Genomic DNA, 24,812 nt, shown 5'->3' with positions numbered 1-24,812 from the left:
AAATTGCTGAATCTGTCTAAAATGACAGAGCGTAACAGTACCGATGAAAGGCTAGTGTCATCCCTTTGATTGATTGATAATTTATCTTAATTCTTTTGATTATTTATACAGAATCAATACAAATAATGTTATTTATCAATATATAAATATTGTCGAAATAGTAGCCTTACGTGTCTAAGTTAAATTATTTAGAAAAAATGTGAACTGCACGTTCAAGCTTTTTTATGACTTTTTACAGTAGTTTTGCGAATTGTGACTTGACCGAAATGCCAATCACATTGCAAGATAGGACACCTAAATAATTTTAAATGAAGCGTTATTATAACTCTTCTTAACATTTACTTTTGCTAAAACAGCCGAGGATTACATGAAGGCTCTTGTTGCTGTAAAACGTGTGGTTGATGCCAACGTTAAAGTTCGCGTTAAACCGGACAATAGTGGGGTAGACCTTACTAACGTTAAAATGTCAATTAACCCATTCGATGAAATCGCAGTTGAAGAAGCGGTTCGCTTAAAAGAAAAAGGAACAGTTTCAGAAATCGTTGTTGTTTCTATTGGACCAAAAGAAGCGCAAGAACAAATTCGTTCTGCTATGGCGCTTGGTGCAGACCGCGGTATTTTAGTTGAGGCTGATGACAGTCAACTTGGCGCTTTAGAAGTTGCTAAAATCCTAAAAGCTGTTGTTGAACAAGAACAACCACAACTTGTGCTTTTAGGTAAGCAAGCAATTGATGACGACTCTAACCAAGTTGGTCAGATGTTGGGTGCTTTACTTGGCGCTGGTCAAGGTACATTTGCTTCTGTAGTAACAGTAAATGGCGATAAAGTTCAAGTAACTCGTGAAGTTGATGGTGGTTTACAAACTGTTGAGTTAAATACTCCAGCGATCATCACTACTGACTTACGTTTGAATGAGCCACGTTATGCTGCGCTTCCAAACATTATGAAAGCACGTAAAAAGCCACTTGATACGAAAACTCCTGCAGATTTCGGTGTTACAGCAACTTCTAAACTTAAAACAGTTAAAGTTGAACCACCTGCAGAGCGTAAAGCTGGTGTACAAGTGAAGTCTGTAGACGAGCTTGTTGAAAAACTTAAAAATGAAGCGAAAGTGATCTAATACAGAAGGATAAAATCATGAGTATTTTAGTTATCGCTGAGCACGACAATAAGACACTTAACGGTGCAACTTTAAACGTTGTTGCTGCGGCTCAAAAAATCGGTGGTGATATCACTGTATTGGTTGCAGGTTCTGGTGCTCAAGCAGTTGCAGATGCTGCTGCGAAAGTTGCTGGTGTAAGCAAAGTTTTGCTTGCTGATGATGCAGCTTATGCAAACCAATTGGCTGAAAATGTAGCGAAACTTGTTGCTGAATTAGGTAAAGGTTATTCACATATCCTTGCTGCTTCAACAACAACAGGTAAGAACATCTTGCCACGCGCTGCTGCACTTTTAGACTCAAGCATGATTACTGACATCATTGCTGTTGAAGGTCCTAAAACTTTCAAACGTCCAATTTATGCAGGTAATGCCATTGCTACAGTTCAATCTGACGAAGCAATTGTTCTTGCAACTGTACGTGGTACAGCTTTTGATCCTGTTGCTGCTGAAGGCGGTTCTGCTGCAGTTGAATCAGCGGCTTCTACAGGTGATGCAGGTATTTCTAAGTTCATTTCTGAAGAAATTGTGAAATCAGAACGTCCTGAATTAACTGCTGCGCGTATCGTTGTATCGGGTGGTCGTGGTGTTGGTTCTGGTGAGAACTATCATAAAGTACTTGATCCTCTTGCTGACAAGCTTAGTGCTGCTCAAGGTGCTTCACGTGCTGCGGTTGATGCTGGCTTCGTTCCTAACGATATGCAAGTTGGTCAAACTGGTAAAATCGTTGCGCCTGATCTCTACATCGCTGTAGGTATTTCTGGTGCGATCCAGCATTTGGCAGGTATGAAAGATTCTAAAGTGATTGTTGCAATCAACAAAGATGAAGAAGCACCAATCAATGCTGTAGCTGACTACTGGTTAGTTGGTGATTTGAATACTGTTGTTCCAGAATTAGTTTCTAAACTTTAATTCTCGAATTAAGTTTCAAAAAAACGCGCTTAGGATTTCCTAAGTGCGTTTTTTTATTTTAGAAATTTATTGAATAAATAGATGGATGGTGTGCACGGATAAATAAAGTCGTGATGGTGGGTTATTCTCTATTCGAATAAAGAAACTCTGAGTAGCTTCTCTCATCAGTCCTTTTTATAGTCTAAATCAACTTAAAAGTTCCTTTATCGTCATTTTCTCCCATAGGGATAAGGAACCTTGCAAAATTCATATGATTCGCGCTACACGATCTTTTTTTGATTTATAAAAGTGGTTTTAAACATAAGCTGTCATAAAATAAAAATAGTGATCAAAAATGCTATTTTCATTTTTTCGGATCTTAATTTTTATGTTTAAGATGCTGTATCTTGAGTGATTATTTTATCAATAAGTAATTGATGTAACGAGATCAATGCTTTGGCGAAAAGAACAAGAGAGAAACAGTGGATAAATACCTTGAAGTCCAATTTTAAACCCGATAAGATCAAAGCATAAACACAATTAAATTTTCCATCGTATACTGGCGACATACAGAAAATTCCAGTGTAAATCAGCTGTTACAGGCATAACATTGTATTTAATCCTGTAGTGTCTCTTGACCATTCTTTTAATTCTATACTTGTTGGCGCGTTAGACTGGCTGATTCTGTCGTTTTAAATCCTTGCGTTTTTCCATTATTGCTCAATTCCTTATCATCTCACCTAGAATAGCTATAAATATGAAGTGTCCTAAATGTTACGCTGAGAATATCAATGAAGCCATGAAATGTGGTATTTGTGGTACTCGTTTAAAACAGGTTAAACAGACCAACAATTTAACAGGCAATAGCAATGTTGAATTTTCTGTACGTCGTGAAAATAAGCAAGAGCAGTCAAATCCCACGCATAATATAAAACCTCGTCAGACTCCGCCGAACAATGAAACCGAGAGCAATCAGCATGCTTCTGTAGGTGATAAGGCGAGTGCGTTACTTGAATCGTGGCAGCAGAGAGTCGCAAATACTCAAAGAGAGTCGCAAAATCAGCCTAAAAAGAAAAATTTTAAAATTGTCTGGATACTTTTAGCTGTATTTATGTTTGGTCCCGCAGTGCTTGGGGTTATTTCAAGTGTAGTTATTCCTATCGTAATGTCTGTTATTGGGTCATCCAATCAAGATGAGGCCGCTACAACAGATGAAGCACTACCCGCAAGCGAAGAGGTGGTGTCTAATGAATACCAAGCACGTTATTTTGATATGCAAGCTTATCAAGCACGCTTAGCACAGTATTATGATGCCAAGCATCGTTTTGCGACGAGCCTAAAAGATATTGAAAAGTTTGAACAGACCCAGTTTAGTGATTTTATTTTTGATCAAATTGAAATTACACAGCAAGGGATTTTAGTGGGTAAATTCACTGATGCACCTGCAAGTCGAATATATATGGTTCCACAGCTTGAAAATAATCAAATTCGTGATTGGCAGTGTTATCGCGTAGCAATCAGTGATGATTTGCTGCAACACTGTGAATTGCTTCAGTCAGATCCATATAAATTATAGAAATTTACAACACTCTATATTTGGAAGTGTTTAGATTTTTTTGATCAGTGGGGTGGACTTAGTATCACTTTCTCATATTTTTTGCCATATCGGATTTTATATGGCAATTTTCATGTTTGAGTTGTTTTAATCGATCCGAAATAAAACTGTTTGATGTGATTTATTTTTACTGATAAACATCGCAAAAATAGTGAATGAAGCACACCATTGAGTATGATTGGATAGATAAAAATAGGTCAGGTTTTGAGATAAAAATACCTAATCATTTATAAATTTAGCGATGCTTAATTGAGCGCCCAATCAGGCGATTTTTTATTGTCAATAAATCGTTAAAATTGTTTAAAAATACTACAAAAAATCATGATTATAGTGTGGTCGGATAGGCACAAAATCGCTTGGTTTTATGCTATACTGTGCGACTGAATTTTAGATTTTGGCTCAACGCTTTTTGAGCTAAATTTTGACTAGCTAGATTATATAAATGAGCAGTTGCTGCTTGCACTGTTTGTAATAAGGAGTATGCATGAGCGTATCGGAAATTAGACCGATTGCCATTGAGGATGAACTAAAAAGCTCATATCTCGATTATGCCATGAGTGTTATTGTATCTCGTGCATTACCAGACGTGAGAGATGGTTTAAAACCTGTTCATCGTCGTGTGCTGTTCGCTATGCACGAGTTAGGCAACGACTATAACAAAGCCTATAAAAAATCTGCACGTGTTGTTGGTGACGTAATCGGTAAATATCACCCACATGGTGATTCAGCTGTTTATGAAACAATTGTTCGTATGGCTCAAGATTTTAGTCTACGTTATCAATTGGTTGATGGTCAGGGTAACTTTGGTTCTGTCGATGGTGACAGCGCAGCAGCAATGCGTTATACCGAAGTCCGTATGCGTAAGCTCACCCATGAAATGTTGGCTGACTTAGAAAAAGATACAGTCGAGTGGGAAGATAACTACGATGGCTCTGAGCGTATTCCTCAGGTTATGCCAACACGTATTCCTAACTTATTGATCAATGGTGTGACAGGTATTGCTGTCGGTATGGCGACCAACATGGCGCCACACAACATGACAGAAGTAGTTAATGCATGTTTGGCTTATGCAAATAATCCGAACATCTCAATTGAAGGATTGATGGAATATATTTCTGGTCCAGATTTCCCTACAGGTGGCATTATCTATGGTAAATCAGGAATTGTAGATGCTTACCGTACAGGTAAAGGTCGTTTACATATTCGTGGTAAATACCATTTTGAAGAAGACCAAAAAACTGGTCGTACGACGATTGTTTTCACTGAAATTCCTTATCAGGTCAATAAAGCAAGAACCATTGAACGTATTGCTGAATTGGTCAAAGAGAAAAAACTTGAAGGTATTTCAGAACTTCGAGACGAATCTGATAAAGATGGGATGCGTATTGCAATTGACTTAAAGCGTGGTGAAAACGCTGAAGTTATTGTCAATAACTTATTTTTAAATACTCAACTTGAAAATTCATTCAGTATCAACATGGTTTGCCTAGACAATGGCCAACCTAAACTGATGAATTTAAAAGACATCATTGCGGCATTTATTCGTCACCGTCAAGAAGTAGTGACACGCCGTACCATGTTTGAATTACGTAAAGCGCGTGAGCGTGGTCATATCTTAGAAGGTTTGACTGTTGCTTTAGCTAATATTGATGAAATCATCGAAACCATTAAGACTTCTGCGAATCCAGCTGAAGCACGTGAGCGTTTACTTGCTGGCGAATGGGCGGGTGGAAATGTTGTTGCATTGCTAGAAAAAGCGGGTGCAATTTCAGTTCGTCCGGATGAGATCGAAGGTGAAGATCCAAGTCGTCCATTTGGTTTGGATGGTCAGCTTTATCGTTTATCTCCAGCTCAGGTTGGTGCAATTTTAGAATTACGTTTACATCGTTTAACCGGTCTTGAACAAGATAAGTTACAAGCTGAATATTCTGAAATTTTAGCTCAAATTGCTGAACTTACAGCAATTTTAAATGACTTCAATCTTTTGATGAATGTGATTCGTGAAGAACTTGCATTGGTTCTTCAACAGTATGGCGATGCACGTAAAACGGATATTGTTGAATCACGTATTGATTTTTCTCGTGAAGATTTAATCCCAGAAGAGCAAGTTGTTTTAACTGTTTCAAAAACAGGTTATGCAAAAACTCAACCATTGTCTGATTATGCTGCACAGCGCCGTGGTGGACGTGGTAAATCTGCAACTTCGATGAAAGAAGACGATTATATTCAACATTTAATCGTGACATCGAACCATGCAACTGTATTATGCTTTACCAATGTAGGTAAAGTTTATCGCTTAAGAGTATTTGAAGTACCTCAAGCGTCACGTGGTGCAAAAGGCCGCCCAATGGTGAACTTATTACCACTGGATGCAGAAGAGACCATTACAGCGATTCTTCCTGTAATTGATGCTCCGAAGAAATTTACTGAGCGTTTAACTGAGTTTAGAACTTTTGTCCGTGCCAACGTTGCTCAACTGCGTGAAAACACAATTATCGACTCACATTACGAAGCACTAAAAGCTGCGTTTGCAGAGCTTGGTGAGAATCCAGATGACTTATCAGATGCTTTACGTAAGCAACTCAAAGAAATTGGTATTGAGCTTTCTGCTTCTGATCTTGATGATGAATTAATTGCTGAATTTGCTGAACGTGTAGAAAGTGTGCGTAAAAACTTCTATGTATTTATGGCAACAGCATCAGGTACAGTAAAACGTGTTGAATTAGAGCAGTTTGGTAATGTTCGTTCAAATGGTTTACGTGCCATTGAGTTGAAAGAAGAAGATACTTTAATTGGTGTTGCAATTACTGATGGTGAACAGCAAATCATGTTGTTCTCAAATGAAGGTAAAGCAATTCGTTTCTCTGAAACTGATGCTCGTGTGATGGGTCGTACTGCGAAAGGTGTTCGTGGTATGCGTGTGGCATTGGCTGCGGCACAAACAGAAGAAGATGTTGAAGTTGATGTAGATTCAGATGATGAAGATACTGCAGATTCAAATACCAATGTGGTTAGCCGAATCGTTTCGTTAGTTGTTGTACCAGAAACTGGCGAAGTGTTATGTGCTTCTGCAAATGGTTATGGTAAACGTACACCAGTAGATGACTTCCCAACTAAAAAACGTGGTGGTAAAGGTGTTATTGCCATTAAAACATCTGAACGTAATGGTGAGTTAGTGGGCGCTGTTGCCATCGATGAATCTAAAGAATTGATGTTGATTTCTGATGGTGGAACACTGGTTCGTACCCGTGCTTCTGAAGTAGCGCGAACTGGTCGTAATGCCCAAGGTGTCCGTTTGATCCGCTTAGGTAATGAAGAAGTCTTGGTCGGTGTGGTTGCAGTTGAAGCTGTCGAAGCTGATGATGAGATTATCGATCAGTTAGACGCGATCGAAGGCGAGACTGCTTTAGATTCAGAGAATTTAATTGATTCTGAAAAATTAGTTGATGATGAAACTGTTATGGATGAAGGTGAAACTGAGTCTGATAGTACTGAATCTGACGAGTAATTTTTAGAGAAATAAGAAGAGCGCTTAGGCGCTCTTTTTTTTGTATTCTGTCAAGCTTATAAAATCTAAAGTTCTGATTAAATCTTATGAATTGAGCTAACGATACATAGCTTTTTTCTAACGAAACCAAATAAAAAATAAGTAAAAGTAAATATGAACAAAGCTATAATCGAGTTTTTGAATATAAAATAATATGCTTAAACTGATCTACTATGTTCCAGAATCACACCTTGAAGCAACCAAACTTGCAATTTTTCAAGCAGGAGCGGGTGGTATTGGTGATTATGAACATTGCGCTTGGCAAGTGTTAGGAACAGGGCAATTTAAACCGTTAAGCGGTGCAAAGCCTTTTATTGGTGAGTTAGATCATTTAGAGCAATTGCCTGAATGGCGAGTGGAAACCATCGTTCCTGAACACAAGGCCAAACAAGTGGCAATCGCTTTAAAAGCAAGTCATCCTTATGAAGAACCTGCTTTTGAGTTTATTCAAATGATTGATATTGAATAATAGTTTAAAAATCTCAACCCTCTTTTGAACAGAGAGGAGGAATTTATAAGCTAAAATTAAACTTTTTGAATAAACAAATCACGATCAAAACGGTATTGTGGGAAGAATACGCCATCTTCAGCACGTTCACCGGCACTAATCACCATGACTGGAAATTCTTTATCACCTAGATTAAGGATCTTGCGAACTAAGGGTTCATCAAAACCTTCCATCATGCAACTGTCAAAACCATAAGCGCGTAAAGCCAAAACCAAGTTTTCACAAGCCAAGGCTGTCGTTTTACTGGCCCAAAGCTTTGCATCAGCTGGGTTAAACGCAGTAACAGGAAGTTGTTTATCTAAAGTGCGTGCAACTTTGAAAGCCACTTTTTTAAAGTTACCTAAAGCATTCATATAACCTGTTTTATAGTTATATGCGATAAATTTATAATATTGTTTTACCGCTCTTGGCGCTTCAGGCATGGGAAAATGGGTTAAATTGTTTTTTGCCATTTCATCAATACGGTCAATACGTGCCACACATACAATCAGTTCTGCGGCTGTTTTTGCTGATAATTGGCTTAAACAAGCTTTGACCAATTGTTTCTTTTTCGCTTGAGACTGAACCACATAGAACGTCCAAGGCTGTAGATTTGATGAGTTTGGTGCCAGTAAAGCCAAATCTAAACAAGCATCTAGAATATCAGCAGGAATTTGCTTTTCAGTGTATTTACGGACTGAGCGACGACTTTCTATGACTTTACGGAAATTTTCAATATCGATATCTTGTGGAGCGGGTTCGTAATAGCGCTTCTTGGTCGTTGTATCTTGTGACATGATCTTTACCCATAATTAAATGAACAGTTTTATTGGATTCAAAATGAGCAAAGCCACTGAATATTAGTCATGCAGTGGCTTTGATCAGATTCACTCAATTAATTAAATTGAGAGAAGTTTGGCTTACGCTTTTGCATAAATGCAGCAACGGCTTCAGCCATTTCAGGTGATTTAACGCGTTGCATAAAGATCACCGCTTCATCATCTACGCATTGAATAATCTCTTCAAGATTATGCTTCATTAACGCTTTGGTTTGTTTGATTGAAGCCAATGGAAGTGCTGCAAGGGTTTGTGCTTGATGCAAAGCGTGACCATATACATCGTCTTCAATACTATTGATTAAGCCAGCATTGAGTGCTTTTTCACTGTTAAATTTTTGTGCAGTTAACAGTAATTCAGCCGCTTTATGATATCCCGCTTGTTGAATTAAGAGTTTGCTTGAAGCACCCTCAGGAGAAAGTCCTAAGCTGACAAATGGGATTTGGAATAGGGCTGTATTGTCTGCATAAACGAGGTCAGCATGTAAAAGTACTGTTACTCCGATCCCAATCGCTACACCACGGACTGCACAGATCAATGGTTTAGATAAACGTGCAGCAGATTTTAATAATACAAATGGAGGACCATCACCTTCTTTACCTTCAAGTGGTTGTTGAATGAAAGCCATAAAGTCTTTCATATCATTACCCGCACTAAAGTCAGCGTCTGCACCACGTAAGATCACCACACGAACATCACGATCTTGATCAGCTTCATCTAAGGCTTTTGCAATCCATAGATACAATTCACCATACAGTGCATTTTTTGCTTCTGGTCGATTAATTGCTAAAGTCAGTACACCATTCTCTAAATTTGCGTTTAAATGTTGATGTGGCTGTTGAATACAACTAAGTGTCATCGTACTATCCTTGCTTTAAAATTTAATTGGATTTTATGCCCTCATTATGTCGCATATTTGAAATTCTGTTGCAACTGATGAGTTCATAAAAAATTACTTTTATGACTTATAAATTTGATTATCTTGTTTATATTGGACGTTTTCAGCCCTTTCATCTCGCGCATATGCAAACTATTAAAATTGCATTACAACAAAGCCAATATGTAATTTTGGCCTTGGGTTCTGCGCAAAATGAACGGAATACTAAAAATCCTTTTCTGGCATCAGAACGGGAACAAATGATTTTGTCTAATTTTTCTGAAGCGGATCAAAAACGAATCAAATTTGTACATGTTATTGATGTTTATAATGATACTAAATGGGTAGAGCTGGTTAAGTCCTTGGTCAATGCTACAGTTTTAGAGACCGATAAGATTGGTTTAATTGGTCATTTTAAAGATGATTCATCTTATTACTTAAAACTATTTCCAGAATGGCAAATGGTTGAACTGGATAGTTTAGTCGGCTCTATCTCTGCGACCCCGTTACGTGAAGCGTATTATCGTGGTGAAATTTATCAGGTCGAATTTCCTTTGGGCACAGCTGAGTTTTTAGAGAAGTTTCAGAAAACTGAAATTTACCAACAATTAAAGTACAAATACCAAACGCAAGACAAATCAAATCTTTAATGTTTTTTGTGTGCATTGCAATACACTGAATAGAAATATATAGAATATGAATGGAGTATTGCATGCAGTTTAAATCAGTCGCTATAAACGGGGCTTTATTGGGTAGCTTCGTTATTTCGATTTCAAGTTATGCCGCATCTTGGACATTGACACCCAATAGTGATGTTGGATTTCATATCGACTCATTGGGTATGAACATCGTCAAAGGGCAATTTAAGCGTGTGAGTTCTGCCCTTAATTTTGATACGAGCGCTCCGCAAAAGGCATCTACTGAATTTGTGATGGATGTAAATAGCCTAAGCATTAATAAATCTTCCTTGAAAAATATGATTATGGGTGAAGACTTATTCTATGCTGCTAAATATCCTTCCGCTTCTTTTAAAAGTACCGCATTTAAACCGCTTGCTAATAATAAGTATCTAATTTCAGGTAATTTAACCTTGCGGAATGTGACTAAGCCTGTAACTTTTAATGCGACAATTAAACCCAATCTAAATAATCCAAAATTGCTGGATTTTAGCTCTACTACAGTCATAAAGCGTAGTGATTTCGGAATGAAAAAAGCTGTGGGTGGCGTTGGAGAAAAAGTGAATATCCAAGTGTCTGGGCAGTGGAAAGCACAATAGAAAACAGCCGAGATAGAAAGGATCAGGGTGCGTTATTTTCTAATCTTATCGTTATTTCGGGTCTGTTTTTTAAGTCTAATATTTTAGATGTTCAATTAAAAAATCAATGAATAAGCGGATGTGTCGTTGTTCATATTTATTCTTAGGATAAAGCAGGGAAAATTGTCGTTGAGTACCTGAATATTGTTGTAGGACTTCGACCAGCTTTCCTTGTTTTAAATCATTTTCAATAATAAAACGGCAGGTTTGCAATAGACCACCACCATGTTGAACTAAGGTAATGGTGGCTAAAATATCTTCACTGCAATTCAAGTGCCCTTGCGTTTGAATCTCTACAACTTCATTTTCAATGAGCATAGACCAAGGCACTTCTTTTCCTGTGCTGGGTAAGATAAATTGAATACATTGATGATGTTGTAAATCGGCAATCTCAGTAGGTGTGCCATGTTTCTTTAAGTATTCAGGAGAGGCGACAATCAGTAAGTCGGCTTTTTCTAAACAACGAGCAATTAAATTGGATTCAGGCACATTACGCCCCCGAATAGCAAGATCAAAACCTTCGGTAATGAAATCTACATTTTTATTGGTGAGCTGTATATCCAAGTTAATTTCAGGGTAAAGCTGCTGAAATTTAGGTAACAGAGGTAGAACTCTAAAGTGACCGAAAGGTGTTGGTAAACTCATCCTGATTGTTCCAGAAGGTTGAGCTGATTTATTTTTTAATCTTAATTCGACTTCAGCAATTTGTTTGAGGGCCTGCTGACACTCTAAAAAATATTCCTCACCCGCTTGGGTTAAACGAACATTGCGTGTTGTTCGATTAAACAGTTGAATCCCTAAGCGATCTTCTAAACGAGCAATGGATCGGCTTACCGCTGCGGGTGTTAAACCAGCTTGATAGGCAGCCTTGGAAAAACTTCGTTGTTCTGCAACGAGACAAAATATTTCAACACTACTCAACATTGTTCGTTTGAATGTTGTGTTCATTATATACACCATGTAATAACTGAATTGATATTATGAGTATTTATTGTTCATGATGTTAAGAATAGTATGAAGTTAAAGCCACTTAAGGAATAAGCAGATGCAACTTTTTTACACAGCGGGTGCATGTTCACTTGCGCCTCATATCGTATTACAAGAAATTAACCAAGATTTTAATTTAGTGAAAGTTTCTTTTAAAAATCACCAGACGGAACAGGGTCAGGATTTTTTGAAAATTAACCCGAAAGGTCAAGTGCCATTTTTAATCAGTGATGATGACTTGCATTTGAGTGAGGGTGCGATCATTAGCCAGTATTTGGCTGAGACTGCTAAACGTAGTGATTTATTACCTACATTTGGTGATTTAAAGCGCTATAAAGTATTGGAGTGGATGAACTACATTAGTTCGGAATTACATAAATCGTATGCACCATTTTTTCAAAAAGGGTTTGATGATGCGAGTAAAAATATTTTTAAAGAGAAATTATTAAAAAAATACACATGGGTAGATGAGCAAATTCATGATTCGGAAAATCTGTTGGGGCAAGGATTTACCATTGCAGAGATTTACTTATTTGTTGTGACTCGTTGGGCAACATTTATCAATTTGGACTTAAGTCATTTGAAATCTTTACAAGCTTTTATGGAGCAAATGCAACAACATCCATCTGTACAAAAAGCAATGCAAGCAGAAGGTCTTCTTTAGGAAAAAATCCAATGCCGTATGTTTTATAAATACTGAGTAAAACTACGGCAGCTCTAAGCTTGAAGTATGTGATTGAAGCAAAGTATTTCTATGATGTTTTAACACAGCTTTATAGCGAAAATCGTGGCTGAATGATTCTAAAAGTTTTTCATTATAAATTATTAAAATAAGATACTTTAATTTGGGTCGAGTCGTGGCTTCTAGAAAGCTTAATCCAGAATAGATTGAGTATTGCGAATTAAATCCAATGTGAGTTTTTCCAGTTGCTTAGATTGTTGTTTCCAATGATGCCAATATAGATGTAAATCGGTTCTTGCTTTGGGCATGATTTCAAGCAATTGTCCTGTTGCTAATTCTTTTTGAATTTGCATTTTAGGTACCATGCCATAACCCAAATCGAGCAAAATTGCATCTACAAAAGATGTTGCAGAAGGAATAAAGTGGCATGGATAGCTGCTTGGCATCAAACCAAAAACGTGTTGTAAAACTTCGGCATGTACATGGTCTTTATCATTAAAAATAACAGCAGGGATATGCCGTAACGTTTCACGTTGAATACCATGCTGAAAGTAAGTGTGAATAAAATTCGGTGTAGCAACCATCCTATAGCTCATTGTACCTAAATGAATCGCCTCACAGCCTTTCATAGGTTTTGATTCGGTCGAGATACAAGCATTGACCAATCCCGCTTCAAGAAGGTGATGGGTTTGGGTTTGATCATCAATTTTTAAGTCTATAACAATTTTTTCTGTGAGTAAGGTGTGTTGAATTGTCGGTAATAGCCACGTCACCAATGAATCGGCATTAGTGGCAATATTTAATTTAAAAAATTGTGATTGCGAACTTTGCCCTTGAAGATTCTGAATTAAATTTTGCTCCATCAAGCGATGATGTTGCAGGAAAAGTAACACTTCCTGACCCGCTAGAGTGACTTTACATGGTCTTTCTCGAATGATCAGCACTTGTCCTAGTTGTTTTTCCAAAGTTTGTAAACGTAGCGTTACCGCTGATGCTGTGATATTTAAACGAATAGCAGCTTGCTCAAAGCTACCTGTTTCGGCAACTGCTAGAAATGCTTCACTATGCTTACTTTGTAACATGCTGATCCTCAAAAAATTGGGCGTTTTTTATATAAAGATATAAGTTATTTTAAAAATGACACATCACAAGCAACTAAGAAAAACTTAGCTAAGATGATATTTATTTAGAAATACTCATTTAAAGAGATAAGTTTGGATAATAGCACAGTCCATTCAAAACTTTAAAAGTGTAGTTTTAAAATGTTGCAAAGTTATATGCAGGGGTTGGCTGTTGGGTTTAGCTTGATTATTGCAATTGGCGCTCAAAATGCTTTTGTACTCAAACAAGGTTTAAAGAAGCAACATGTATTTTGGGTTTGCGTGGTCTGTGCCGCATCTGACTCGATTTTAATTTTATTGGGTGTACTGGGATTTTCTAAAGTCATTCAAACGCATCCAGAGTTTGTCGATTGGGCAAAATATTTTGGAGCAACGTTTTTATTGGTTTATGGGGCGCAACATTTTCTACAAGCTTTTAGAGCATCGACAGGTTTAAAACCGAGTGAAAAAAATGAATCCAAGCTTATGAAAATGCTTCTGATTTGTTTAGCTTTAACTTGGCTTAATCCACATGTTTATTTGGATACAGTGGTTTTAATTGGTTCTATATCGACAAAGTTTGAAACTACCGCACTTTATTTTGCGATTGGTGCAGTAACAGCATCGTGGTTATTCTTCTTTAGCTTAGGTTTTGGTGCACGCTTTTTACTCCCGGTTTTTCAAAATCAACGCGCATGGCAAATATTAGATTTTATTATTGCATTGGTTATGTGGGGAATTGCAATCTCTTTGCTGCTTTGATTGGTATTGTTGGATCAAGTCAGAGTAATGATCTTTTTATGAGGAAAGAGGGAACAATCTATATCGGGCTTGAGGATGTTCTCAATAAGAAGATTTAAAGTCCCTGACTCGTTTAAAGTCATGTTAACTTTAGAGCGAGTAGGGACTTTTGCAGTTAAGCTTTTTGTAGTGCTTTTAAGTCTTCTAAAACTTGTTCAGCATGTCCAGCCGCTTTAACTTTACGATACTCTTTAACCAGTTTGCCTTGATGATAAATAAATGTTGAGCGCTCAATCCCCATCACTTGTTTACCATACATATTTTTTTCTTTAATCACATCAAAGTGTTTACATAATACTTCTTCTTTGTCACTGATCAGATTAATGGTCAATGCTTGCTTCTCCGTAAAGTTTTGATGTGCTTTTACAGAGTCACGTGATACACCAATGATGGCGGTATTTAAAGCGTCAAATTGGTCTTTTATACAAGAGAAACCAACCGCTTGAGTGGTACAACCAGGTGTAGAATCTTTTGGATAAAAATATAAAACTAACCAATCTGTAGAGAGCTCAGTGAGGTTGATCTCACCCGTCGTCGTTGGGAATTTCTGATTCGGAAGTTGTATTTGTTCAGTCATTGTTTGTCCTTAAATGCTGTTGTGTTTAAGTTCAAGTGCTAAAAAGGCATAATTTTCATGATAGAGAATATCACCTTTATTCAGTAAAAGCGGCTTTTTAAAAATTGGACCATCGATCAGCGTGGTATGAAATTCACCCGCTTCACCACATGGATCAATCCCACGTTCGATTAATTCATCCACAAAATCAGCTGTTAAAACTCTACCCAAATCTTCAACCCGCATACCGAGGTTTAAATTAATCGTCACAATGATGCTGACAAAACCCAATTGAATAAATTCACCCACAATGTCGAGCCGAGGTTTTTGCCATAATGGCATACATAACTGCAATTGGCTTTGCTCACAGACAGATTGGTTCCATTGCGCATGTCCAATCAGATCAATATCACCGGTAACAAGTGCTTCTGCACCCAGTTGTTTGGTTTGATTGAGGAGATTTACAAATTGATGTTCATAGTCATTCCACGTGGCTGATGCTTTGAGTATAGGTAAACCAATCAGCTCTGCTTGGGCATCAATGATATCAAGCGGCATGGCATGAGAACGAGATCTTTGTCCATGTTCTTCTAGCATGACAATGAGAGCTACGGCTTGCCCACTTTGCAAAGCGTGATATAAAGCCAGGCTACTATCTTTCCCGCCACTATATGAAGCAACAAATTTTTGTTGCTGTATCACAGTATTCCATTGGTCCTGCATATGGTTTTGTATCATCCAATTGTAAAAAGAGCCTGCATGGGCAGGCTCTTTGCAATGACAAGAAATTATTTCTTCGCTTGTGCTGCTTTCATTGCTTCTTCAGTTAAGGTTTTTAATTTACCTGTTAACTGAGGACCAAAACATGTTTGAAGGTCTTGGTTATTTTTTTGAACGAAAGCAAGTGTTGCTGGGCTTTTCTTTTGGTTAATGGCACTTTGAATTTGCCATTTTTGATCGTTGGTTAACTTACCATCAGATTCAACAGCACAGCTACAGTATTTGCTTACTTCAGCAGACGTTAATTTACCACCTTTAGCTGTTTCTGTTTTACATACGCCAATAAGTGCAGATTTAACATTTGCGCTTTTATAGGCTTGTTGAACTGCATTTGATTCAGCAGCAAAAGCCGTAGATCCCATTAAAGCCGAAGCTGAAAATAAAGCAGAAAGAATAAGACTTGATTTTAAATTTTTCATAAACAGTACCTTGTTATTGCGGTATATAACGTGTTGGGTCTGCAATACCTGCATCCTTAAAACCTTCTTTACGAAGTCGGCAGCTATCACATTTGCCACAAGCACGTCCTTGGTCATCTGCTTGATAGCATGAAACCGTTTGACTATAGTCTACGCCATGTTCGATGCCTAAGCGTATTATATTCGCTTTGGATAAATGTAACAGAGGTGTTTCAAACTTAAGCGGTTTTCCTTCTACGCCTACTTTCGTTGCAAGACGAGCCATGTTAGCAAAGGCCTCGATAAACTCTGGGCGACAATCAGGATATCCTGAATAATCAACAGCATTGATACCAATCACGATTGCTTGAGCATCAAAAACTTCTGCTGCTGCAAGTGCATAAGACAAGAAAATGGTGTTACGTGCTGGAACATAAGTTACAGGAATACCATCTGTTTCATGATCAGGAACATCAATGTTAAGGTCTGTAAGCGCTGAACCACCTAAATTACCTAAATCGATATTAATCACACGATGTTCTACACCTGCACGTTGCGTTAAAGCGCGGGCTGCATCGAGTTCAGTGGTAGAGCGTTGACCATACATAAAACTTAGGGCAATACAGTCATAGTTTGCTTGAGCCCAAGCCAAACACGTCGTTGAGTCTAAGCCACCAGATAATAAGACTACGGCACGAGGGCGCATATCCAACTCTCCAAATATTAATAATTGACGATAAATTTAACGACCAGTTTCATCGTTCCAAAGCAATTTATGTAATTGTAACTGGAAGCGAACAGGGAGATGGTCTTCTAAAATCCATTGTGCTAAATCGCGTGCAAGCTGAGGCAAGCGTGCCGCACCTTTTTCCACTGCAAAAGCAGGAGAAAACCATACTGTGCTGACTTTTTGCGCTAAAGCGTATTGTTCAACTTGCTGTTTAGACCACTCATAGTCTTCACGATTACAAATCACAAATTTGATTTGATCATGTTGAGTTAAATGATCAAGATTGCTGAGTAAATTCCGTGCAACCTCACCCGAAGTTGGGGTTTTTAAATCTAAAACTTTTGAAACACGTGGGTCGACTTTAGAGACATCTAAAGCGCCGCTGGTTTCTAAAGAAACTTCACAACCTAAATCTGCCAAACGTTGCATTAAGGGTAAGGCATTGGGCTGAGCGAGCGGTTCGCCACCTGTGACACAAATATAAGGAGTTTTATAATCTAATGTTGTTTGAATTATTTGGTCAAGCGATTGGCGTTCGCCACCTTCAAAAGAATAGGTGGTATCGCAATAGGTACAGCGTAATGGGCAACCTGTTAAACGAATAAAAACAGTCGGTAAACCCGCAGTGTTGGCTTCACCTTGCAATGAATAAAAAATCTCCGTGATACGCAGCCCCGCAGACGGATCAGAAACAGGAATAGTCGAAGAACGAAGAGAATTCATGAAATTTACCACAGATTACAAAATGAAAAATCTCTACGATCACGATTGACCGTAGAGATGAGAAACGATTGCTACGCTAGATAACTAAAATTCCACGAGGGAATATAAATTAGTCTTCGCGAAGCAATTCGTTCAAGCTTGTTTTAGCACGCGTTTTAGCATCAACTTTCTTGACAATAATTGCAGCATATAAGCTATATGTACCACATTTAGATGGTAGGCTGCCTGAAACAACGACAGATCCAGCTGGTACACGACCATAATGGATTTCACCTGTTTCACGGTCAAAAATCTTAGTCGATTGACCAATGAATACGCCCATTGAAATAACTGAGCCTTCTTCAACAATCACGCCTTCAACGATTTCAGAACGTGCACCAATAAAGCAGTTATCTTCAATGATTGTTGGGTTTGCTTGAAGTGGTTCAAGAACACCACCAATACCTACACCACCTGAAAGGTGAACATTTTTACCGATTTGAGCGCATGAACCTACAGTCGCCCATGTATCAACCATTGTGCCTTCATCTACATAAGCACCAATGTTTACATAAGAAGGCATCAATACGACATTTTTCGCTTGGAAAGAACCTTTACGCGCAACAGCAGGTGGTACAACACGTACACCAGCAGCTTTAAATTGTTCTTCAGTCCAACCAGTAAATTTAGTCTCTACTTTGTCATAGAAACGAAGATCACATGATTCAATTGGCTTGTTATCGTTTAATTTAAAAGACAATAAAACAGCTTTTTTCAACCATTGGTGAACAATCCATTCACCGTCAATTTTTTCAGCTACACGAAGTGTGCCGTTATCTAAGCCAGCAATGGCTTCTTCAACAGCTTGACGTACGTCAGCAGGACAATCTACTGCTGTAAAGTTGGCACGGTTTTCAAACGCTTGTTCAATGATCGTTGAAAGCTGAGACATGATCTTCCTTCCCAAAAAATTTTAAAAGATTCTACACCAAATTGGACTCAGATTAGATATAAAATCTAGTTTCAATCGAAAAAACTAATCTTATAATTTAAAATAAAACAACCAAATAAGTGAATTGTTAAGTTTTTATTTAATTTATTTCTTTTAAAAACAACAATTAATATCTAATTGTATCAAAAAATAACAAAAAGTAATCAATTTCTCTATTAATTGTGCGGAGAGAATCACATATTATCGTTTCGAGTCCAACACATTAATGATTAAAGAACAAACTCTATTTTTTGAGGAGACATAAATGAAAGTGTTAAAATTATTGGCTGTTACAGCTGCATTATCTGCTTCTGGTTTAGCAATGGCTGATGGGTCTGTTGTTGACCAAGGTTATGCATTTGAAGCAAATAAATTAATCCCTACTGGCGCTCGTCTTGAAGTAGGTACAACTGGTTACGGTGGTGCTTTACTTTGGACTGCAAACCCTTATGTTGGTTTAGCATTGGGTTATAACGGTGGTGATATTTCTTGGTCAGATGATTTGTCTATTGATGGCACTAAATATGACATGGATTTAGACAATAATTTGACTTATTTAAATGCTGAAATTCGCCCATGGGGTGCAAGTGAAAATGCTTTAGCCCAAGGTCTTTATGTTGCAGCAGGTGTTGGTTATGTTGACAGTAAATATGATTTAAAGAAATCTTTACATAACTCAAATGACACTCTGAAAATTGATGGTAAAAACTACTATGCACCAAATGGCAATGGTAGCATCAATGGTAAAGTAGATTACGATAACCAAATTGCTCCATATGTAGGTTTTGGTTGGGCTCCAAAAATCACTAAAAATATTGGTGTATTTGGTGAAGTAGGTGCTTATTACACTGGTAATCCTACAGCGAACTTAAAAGCTGTTGGTTTACAAGAAGTAGGTAGCATTGACCCAACTTCGGGTGCTGATGCAGCAGATCGTTTAGAAAATAAAATTCGTAACGATGACAAATATCAATGGTTACCAGTAGGTAAAGTGGGCGTAAGCTACCACTGGTAATTTATTGTTGATCATGTAATAAAAAACGAGCTTCGGCTCGTTTTTTATTTTGAGCATGGTATTTTTGATAGCTGAATTTTTAGATGAATTAAAAGCGATAGCCAACTCGAATTCCATGTGCAAAAGCATCATTATGGCCTACTTCAGATAAACTTGAGTTTTGGACAATTGAAGTATTGGCATCTAAGTCGCTAACTTTTGCTTTATTGAATTTAAAATATTTAACACCATAAGAAATAAAGCTCTGCGAATTGATGTTATATAAAGCACCCAAGCCTAAAGCATAAAAACCATCTGAAGGATTCAGTGTTCCAGCGGGATTAGCATTGCCTGAGTCCCATGAAATATCTGTAGTGGCAACACATTGTTGTGAAAATACATGTGCAAGCCCAAGCTTTGCAGACCATTGATCCTTGTTATAATCAATCAGATTAAAAGGTTTGATGAGTTCAGGGTATTGTTCTGCAGCAATCTTAACCACTGCACCAAATTGTCTAGGTTGAATTTCAAAATCTTTCCAATTGACCCACCTCAAATTGCCATAAAGAATATTCGATGGAGTTAAACCTGTTTGAAGATCCAGATTGACGGATTGAGGTGTGGTGATTTGTGTTTTAGCGAAAGGAATAATACTTAAAGTTTGCTCTGCAACATCTTCAGTGATTACCGACTGATGATTGATCTTGGAACGATAGGTAATCGCAGTTTTTACCGCATACTCTGGAATTTGATAGCTTAAACCTGCAAGCCAACCATGACCTGAACTTTGTTTTAGCTGTGCATGATAGCCACTCATCGCTGAATAGTTTGCTCCAAAAACTTTGAGTTCGCCCTCGAACTGTTGATAAATGCCACCAGCGTATATATTCCAATTCGCACTAGGCTGATAACCCAATAACATCGAAAGATTTTGGCTTTTAAAATTAAATTGACCAGCTTCTAAAAGCTGCTTTCCAGCATAGCTTTGCGGGCGATATTCATAACTAAGATCCACACCATAAGGCTGATCATAAATCAGCCCAAATGAAAGTTGTGGGGCAATTTGTAGTTTTGCAGCAGCATTGACAAAATGGTAGTTATTTACAAGATTTCCCGTTGAAAAATCTTGAACGCCGAGTTGTTTGAATTGCTCATGTTGAGGTAGTTGCCCTGAAACATCTGCATAGAGCTCTGCATAAGACAATTCTACATAATGATTCGGTTCTAAAAAAGCAAGGATAGACTGGTCAGATTTCTCCATACCTGCGGCATGGCTAAAAAGAGGAACAAAGCTTCCAAGGGTTAAGCCCCAAGCAATAGAATTCATTCATTCCCCCCGAAATAAATTGATCAGTGATAAAGATAAGACTAAATTTTATACTAAAAAGGCATGCTTATATTAAAATATTAAATAAAATCAAATAGATTAATTATTCTTAAGAGTTTGTGTTTTATTTTTAAATGATAAAAAGAGAGCCGTAGCTCTCTATCTTTGATCGTCATGACTATTTGATGGTTTATTTATTGACGATTTATTCCTCGATGACTTAATTTCTTTCTTAATCATTTATCTCAAAGTTTAATCATCAGGATAGGCAATTTTTTTCAATGCTTTGATATCGGCTTCTGGAGAGCAGAGTGAAATAAACTCATAGCCATAGCCACGAAGTAAGTGCCCTTTACGAACCGCAATCCATGTCGTATTTAAACCAAAAATATCAGTATCGATTTGTTTTAGACGTTTATCGCGTTCTGTGTCATAAGCGACATCATTGACAATACCGACACCCATTCCCAGTTCAACATAGGTTTTGATCACATCGGCATCCAGTGCTGACATGACGATATCTACATCTAAATTGGCATCTTCAAATGCTTTATCAATTTTAGAACGTCCTGTAAAACCACCGTGGTAGGTGATAATTGGAAATTCAGCCAATTTTTCTAAGGTAATCTCTTTAGGATTAAGCTTAGTCAGTGGGTGATCTTGTGGCGTGATAATACTGTGTTTCCAGTTATAGAAAGATACACTGCCCAAATTATCTTCAGTGGTTAGTGATTCAGTTGCAATACCGATATCAGCCAAACCAAGCAATAACATTTCAGAGATTTCAACAGGACTGGCTTGTTGCAAAATCAAATGAACTTTGGGAAATGCTTTTTTAAATAAATTGACAATCGGTGGTAACACATAACGTGCTTGTGTATGTGTTGTTGCGATTGTAAGCGTACCTTCATCAACTTTATTAAAATCATCAGCAAGACGTTTAATATTGTCAGCATCAATAAGCATGCGTTCAACAATACTCAACAATGCTTGACCAGGTTCTGTCAAACCTAATAACCGTTTGCCTTTACGAACAAACAGCTGTACACCCAATTCATCTTCTAAATCTTTAATATGCTTACTGACACCAGATTGTGAAGTATAAAGTGCAGCAGAGGCTTCGGTTAAGTTGTAATTTTGACGAACTGTTTCTCGGATAATTCGTAATTGTTGAAAGTTCATGATGTTCGATACCTCAAATGTGGATGAATAGGGGTAATATTCATCCTGTCGTCGATTACGCGACTTGATTTTCAAATAGGTGAAGTGTAGATGCACTTACCCAAACTGTTTGATTTGGTCGATATTGATGTAATTTTGCTTCATCAGGATTTAAAGCAATTTCAATCAGTTGTCCTTGACGATCTTGTAACTCTGCCATGACTTTACCCGCAATCCACAACTCACGTAAGAAGGTTGCTTGAATTGTATTTTCAGTCGGTTGCGTGTGAATTTTTAATTCATTTGGGCGGGCATAGGCAATGACTTTACCATTGGCAGTTTGTGTAGCCGAAGGCAGTTGGATGCGATCTTCACCAATTTGAATGATGCCTTGATGGTTTTCACCTTCAAAACGGTTTGCTTGACCTAAAAAGTCAAATACAAACGGAGTTGCTGGTTTTTCATAAACTTCACGCGGTGAACCAATTTGTTCAATATCACCTTTGTTCATCACCACGATTTGATCAGCAACTTCTAAGGCTTCTTCTTGGTCATGGGTTACAAAGATTGACGTGATATGTAATTCATCATGTAAAGTCCGTAACCAACGGCGTAATTCTTTACGTACTTTGGCATCCAATGCACCAAAAGGTTCATCTAAGAGCAATACACGTGGTTCAACAGCCAAGGCACGTGCCAATGCAATACGTTGACGTTGACCACCAGACAATTGCGCTGGATAACGATCTGCCAAGAAACCAAGTTGTACCAAATCCAATAAACGGGTAACACGTTTTTTGATTTCAGTTTCATTTGGTCGAGTCGCCTTTGGACGAACACGTAAACCAAATGCAACATTGTCATAAACAGTCATATGGCGGAACAGTGCGTAATGCTGAAATACAAAACCAACTTGACGTTCACGTACGTGAATATTGGTTGCATCTGTACCTTCAAGGATAACTTGTCCTCTATCCGTTGATTCCAAACCAGCAATAATACGCAGTAATGTGGTTTTACCACAGCCAGAAGGACCAAGCAGGGCAACCAGTTGACCTTCTGGAAAATCTAGCGATATGTTTTTAAGTGCATGGAATGCACCGAAGTTTTTTTCAATATTTTTAACTTGAATACTCATGTGCAATTCCTTAAGAAACAGTTGATTCTTTACTTTCGCGATCTTGTTTTTCTTGGCGATATTCAACCCATGTTTTTAAAATCAAGGTAATGATGGCCAAAAATGCTAACAATGTTGAGACGGCAAAAGCAGCACTAATCGAATTTGGTTCGTTATATAAAATTTCAATATGCAACGGCAAGGTATTGGTTTCACCACGAATATGGCCTGAAACCACAGATACTGCACCGAATTCACCCATGGCACGTGCATTACACAAAATCACGCCATAAATGAGACCCCATTTAATATTTGGAATGGTAATTTTCCAAAAGGTTTGCCAACCCGAAGCACCGAGCACAATTGCAGCTTCTTCTTCTTCTGTTCCTTGTGCTTCCATCAATGGAATTAATTCACGTGCAACAAAAGGAACAGTAATAAATACAGTTGCGAGGATAATGGCCGGTGTCGCATAGAGGATTTTAATATCATGTTCAATTAACCATGATCCAATCCAACCTTGTGAGCCAAAGATCAAAACCAGCATTAAACCAGCAATGACGGGTGAGACTGAAAATGGTGTATCAATAATGGTGGTTAAGAATGATTTTCCACGGAAATTAAACTTGGCAACACACCATGCTGCTGTAACACCAAAAATCACATTCAAAGGTACTGCAATGGCTGCAGTCAATAATGTGAGTTTGACCGCAGATAGGGTATAAGGATCAACCAGTGAAGCAAAGTAGACTTGAATCCCTTGTTTAAATGCTTCAACAAAAATAAGCACCAACGGTAGAATTAAGCAGCCTAAAAAGAAAATCAGACCAATAATTAGTAGGGTATTACGTACCCAGGCAGGTTCACGTGTCGCATCACGAGATTGCAGTTTTTCAGCCAAAGCATTGCTGTTGGTATTTAAGCTCATCGTGCGGTTCTCCCAGTACGGCGACTTGCCCAAGCTTGTACCAAGTTAATCAGGAACAAGATAAAGAAAGAAATCACCAGCATCACCACTGCAATTGTCGTCGCACCTGCATAATCATATTCTTCAAGACGGGTAATGATCATTAATGGAGCAATTTCAGTTTCGTAAGGAATATTGCCTGCAATAAAGATGACCGAACCATATTCACCCACACCGCGAGCAAATGCCAATGCAAAGCCAGTCAGTAAGGCCGGAAACAAAATCGGTAAAATGATTCTTGTCACGATCTGAAAACGATTTGCACCCAATGCAGAAGCGGCTTCTTCTAGCTCAGTTTCAAGATCACTTAAAACTGGCTGTACTGTACGAACCACAAAAGGAATACCAATAAAAATTAAAGCAAGCGTAATACCAAGTGAGGTATAGGCAATTTTAATCCCTAAAGGCTCAAGCAAGTGACCAATCCAACCTGTTGATGCATATAAAGAGGTTAACGCAATACCTGCGACCGCTGTAGGTAATGCAAAGGGTAAGTCCACCAATGCATCTACTATACGTTTACCAGGGAATGAATAACGGACTAAGCACCAAGCCAATAAAAAGCCGAAAATGACATTGATCAAGGCTGCAATTAGGGCGGTGGTAAAACTGAGCTGTAATGATTTTAAAATACGTTCAGAGCTCAAGATTTCCCATAAACCATCCCAACCTACGCCTAATGATTTTATGAATACGGCAGATAGTGGTATCAGTACGATTAATGATAGATACGCTAGGGTGAAGCCTAGTGAAAGACCAAAACCTGGCAGCACTCGGGATCGCTGCGACATG

General features: G+C 38.0%; 25 protein-coding genes. 10 read left to right on the top strand and 15 right to left on the bottom strand.

Features of this window, described 5'->3' with window-relative positions; genetic code table 11:
• Nucleotides 1-367: 367 nt before the first annotated feature.
• The 5 genes from MTO68_RS16720 (at nt 368) to MTO68_RS16700 (ending at nt 7,680) form a co-directional block, all read left to right on the top strand.
• The gene (locus MTO68_RS16720; protein ID WP_004823176.1) at nt 368-1,120 is read left to right on the top strand and encodes an electron transfer flavoprotein subunit beta/FixA family protein; all 753 of its coding nucleotides are present in this window, start codon (nt 368-370) and stop codon (nt 1,118-1,120) included.
• A gap of 17 nt (nt 1,121-1,137) precedes the next feature.
• Complete coding sequence (locus tag MTO68_RS16715) at nt 1,138-2,070, top strand: FAD-binding protein (protein ID WP_004717227.1); 933 nt, start codon at nt 1,138-1,140, stop codon at nt 2,068-2,070.
• 736 nt (nt 2,071-2,806) lie between these two features.
• A complete protein-coding gene (locus MTO68_RS16710; RefSeq protein WP_227504219.1) occupies nt 2,807-3,625 on the top strand; it encodes a zinc ribbon domain-containing protein in 819 nt (272 codons plus the stop codon).
• Between the two features lie 523 nt (nt 3,626-4,148).
• A complete protein-coding gene (gene gyrA / locus MTO68_RS16705; protein ID WP_034612537.1) occupies nt 4,149-7,172 on the top strand; it encodes a DNA gyrase subunit A in 3,024 nt (1,007 codons plus the stop codon).
• A gap of 193 nt (nt 7,173-7,365) precedes the next feature.
• Nucleotides 7,366-7,680 carry a hypothetical protein gene (locus tag MTO68_RS16700; protein ID WP_004823167.1) on the top strand — a complete coding sequence of 105 codons (315 nt, stop codon included), beginning with the start codon at nt 7,366-7,368 and terminating at the stop codon, nt 7,678-7,680.
• Between the two features lie 56 nt (nt 7,681-7,736).
• On the opposite strand, the gene MTO68_RS16695 is transcribed toward MTO68_RS16700, so the two are convergent.
• Nucleotides 7,737-8,495 (bottom strand): nitroreductase family protein, encoded by a 759-nt coding sequence (locus MTO68_RS16695; RefSeq protein WP_034612540.1) that lies wholly within the window; start codon nt 8,493-8,495, stop codon nt 7,737-7,739.
• 98 nt (nt 8,496-8,593) lie between these two features.
• Complete coding sequence (locus tag MTO68_RS16690) at nt 8,594-9,394, bottom strand: enoyl-CoA hydratase (RefSeq protein ID WP_004717217.1); 801 nt, start codon at nt 9,392-9,394, stop codon at nt 8,594-8,596.
• A gap of 101 nt (nt 9,395-9,495) precedes the next feature.
• Here MTO68_RS16690 and MTO68_RS16685 point away from each other — a divergent pair, with 101 nt between their 5' ends.
• Both MTO68_RS16685 and MTO68_RS16680 read left to right on the top strand, forming a co-directional pair.
• Nucleotides 9,496-10,062, top strand: a complete 567-nt coding sequence (locus tag MTO68_RS16685; protein ID WP_034612542.1) for a nicotinate-nicotinamide nucleotide adenylyltransferase — start codon at nt 9,496-9,498, stop codon at nt 10,060-10,062.
• Between the two features lie 62 nt (nt 10,063-10,124).
• The gene (locus MTO68_RS16680) at nt 10,125-10,688 is read left to right on the top strand and encodes a YceI family protein (RefSeq protein WP_034612544.1); all 564 of its coding nucleotides are present in this window, start codon (nt 10,125-10,127) and stop codon (nt 10,686-10,688) included.
• 75 nt (nt 10,689-10,763) lie between these two features.
• On the opposite strand, the gene MTO68_RS16675 is transcribed toward MTO68_RS16680, so the two are convergent.
• The gene (locus MTO68_RS16675) at nt 10,764-11,675 is read right to left on the bottom strand and encodes a LysR family transcriptional regulator (RefSeq protein WP_034612546.1); all 912 of its coding nucleotides are present in this window, start codon (nt 11,673-11,675) and stop codon (nt 10,764-10,766) included.
• 97 nt (nt 11,676-11,772) lie between these two features.
• On the opposite strand from MTO68_RS16675, the gene gstA reads away from it, so the two are divergent.
• Nucleotides 11,773-12,378 carry a glutathione transferase GstA gene (gene gstA, locus MTO68_RS16670; RefSeq protein WP_244013549.1) on the top strand — a complete coding sequence of 202 codons (606 nt, stop codon included), beginning with the start codon at nt 11,773-11,775 and terminating at the stop codon, nt 12,376-12,378.
• Between the two features lie 209 nt (nt 12,379-12,587).
• Here gstA and MTO68_RS16665 read toward each other — a convergent pair whose 3' ends face one another.
• A complete protein-coding gene (locus MTO68_RS16665; RefSeq protein ID WP_004823159.1) occupies nt 12,588-13,478 on the bottom strand; it encodes a LysR family transcriptional regulator ArgP in 891 nt (296 codons plus the stop codon).
• Between the two features lie 180 nt (nt 13,479-13,658).
• Between MTO68_RS16665 and MTO68_RS16660 the strand changes: the two genes are divergently transcribed.
• On the top strand, nt 13,659-14,258 hold the full coding sequence (locus MTO68_RS16660) for a LysE/ArgO family amino acid transporter (RefSeq protein WP_034612553.1): 600 nt from the start codon (nt 13,659-13,661) through the stop codon (nt 14,256-14,258).
• Between the two features lie 154 nt (nt 14,259-14,412).
• Here the strand turns inward: MTO68_RS16660 and MTO68_RS16655 are convergent, their stop codons facing one another.
• The 6 genes from MTO68_RS16655 to dapD form a co-directional block, all read right to left on the bottom strand.
• A complete protein-coding gene (locus MTO68_RS16655) occupies nt 14,413-14,874 on the bottom strand; it encodes a peroxiredoxin (RefSeq protein WP_034612555.1) in 462 nt (153 codons plus the stop codon).
• 9 nt (nt 14,875-14,883) lie between these two features.
• Nucleotides 14,884-15,576, bottom strand: coding sequence for a diphthine--ammonia ligase (locus MTO68_RS16650; RefSeq protein ID WP_004823155.1), 693 nt, complete (start codon nt 15,574-15,576; stop codon nt 14,884-14,886).
• Nucleotides 15,577-15,641: 65 nt separating this feature from the next.
• Nucleotides 15,642-16,052 carry a hypothetical protein gene (locus MTO68_RS16645; protein ID WP_004717195.1) on the bottom strand — a complete coding sequence of 137 codons (411 nt, stop codon included), beginning with the start codon at nt 16,050-16,052 and terminating at the stop codon, nt 15,642-15,644.
• Between the two features lie 13 nt (nt 16,053-16,065).
• Nucleotides 16,066-16,737 (bottom strand): 7-cyano-7-deazaguanine synthase QueC, encoded by a 672-nt coding sequence (gene queC / locus MTO68_RS16640; protein WP_004717194.1) that lies wholly within the window; start codon nt 16,735-16,737, stop codon nt 16,066-16,068.
• A gap of 36 nt (nt 16,738-16,773) precedes the next feature.
• The gene (gene queE, locus MTO68_RS16635) at nt 16,774-17,484 is read right to left on the bottom strand and encodes a 7-carboxy-7-deazaguanine synthase QueE (protein WP_004717192.1); all 711 of its coding nucleotides are present in this window, start codon (nt 17,482-17,484) and stop codon (nt 16,774-16,776) included.
• 109 nt (nt 17,485-17,593) lie between these two features.
• Entirely contained in the window at nt 17,594-18,415 is an 822-nt protein-coding gene (gene dapD / locus MTO68_RS16630) for a 2,3,4,5-tetrahydropyridine-2,6-dicarboxylate N-succinyltransferase (protein WP_004717190.1), read from the bottom strand.
• Nucleotides 18,416-18,719: 304 nt separating this feature from the next.
• Here dapD and carO point away from each other — a divergent pair, with 304 nt between their 5' ends.
• The gene (gene carO, locus MTO68_RS16625) at nt 18,720-19,469 is read left to right on the top strand and encodes an ornithine uptake porin CarO (RefSeq protein WP_105713610.1); all 750 of its coding nucleotides are present in this window, start codon (nt 18,720-18,722) and stop codon (nt 19,467-19,469) included.
• Between the two features lie 88 nt (nt 19,470-19,557).
• Here the strand turns inward: carO and MTO68_RS16620 are convergent, their stop codons facing one another.
• The 5 genes from MTO68_RS16620 to cysT all read right to left on the bottom strand — a co-directional run bounded on the left by MTO68_RS16620 (nt 19,558) and on the right by cysT (nt 24,811).
• Nucleotides 19,558-20,775 carry an outer membrane protein transport protein gene (locus MTO68_RS16620; protein WP_244013547.1) on the bottom strand — a complete coding sequence of 406 codons (1,218 nt, stop codon included), beginning with the start codon at nt 20,773-20,775 and terminating at the stop codon, nt 19,558-19,560.
• 252 nt (nt 20,776-21,027) lie between these two features.
• The gene (locus MTO68_RS16615) at nt 21,028-21,957 is read right to left on the bottom strand and encodes a CysB family HTH-type transcriptional regulator (protein WP_004717184.1); all 930 of its coding nucleotides are present in this window, start codon (nt 21,955-21,957) and stop codon (nt 21,028-21,030) included.
• A gap of 55 nt (nt 21,958-22,012) precedes the next feature.
• Nucleotides 22,013-23,074 (bottom strand): sulfate ABC transporter ATP-binding protein, encoded by a 1,062-nt coding sequence (locus MTO68_RS16610; protein WP_244013545.1) that lies wholly within the window; start codon nt 23,072-23,074, stop codon nt 22,013-22,015.
• A 10-nt stretch (nt 23,075-23,084) separates the two neighbouring features.
• Nucleotides 23,085-23,981, bottom strand: a complete 897-nt coding sequence (cysW, locus tag MTO68_RS16605) for a sulfate ABC transporter permease subunit CysW (RefSeq protein WP_004717181.1) — start codon at nt 23,979-23,981, stop codon at nt 23,085-23,087.
• Nucleotides 23,978-24,811 (bottom strand): sulfate ABC transporter permease subunit CysT, encoded by an 834-nt coding sequence (gene cysT / locus MTO68_RS16600; RefSeq protein ID WP_004717179.1) that lies wholly within the window; start codon nt 24,809-24,811, stop codon nt 23,978-23,980. Before cysT ends, cysW begins: the two co-directional genes overlap by 4 nt.
• Nucleotide 24,812: the final 1 nt, after the last annotated feature.

The organism is Acinetobacter sp. NyZ410 (assembly GCF_022828975.1).
Lineage (GTDB): Bacteria > Pseudomonadota > Gammaproteobacteria > Pseudomonadales > Moraxellaceae > Acinetobacter > Acinetobacter guillouiae.
Note: the sequence above shows the minus strand (reverse complement) of the source record. Positions and strands in the feature narration are given on the sequence as shown.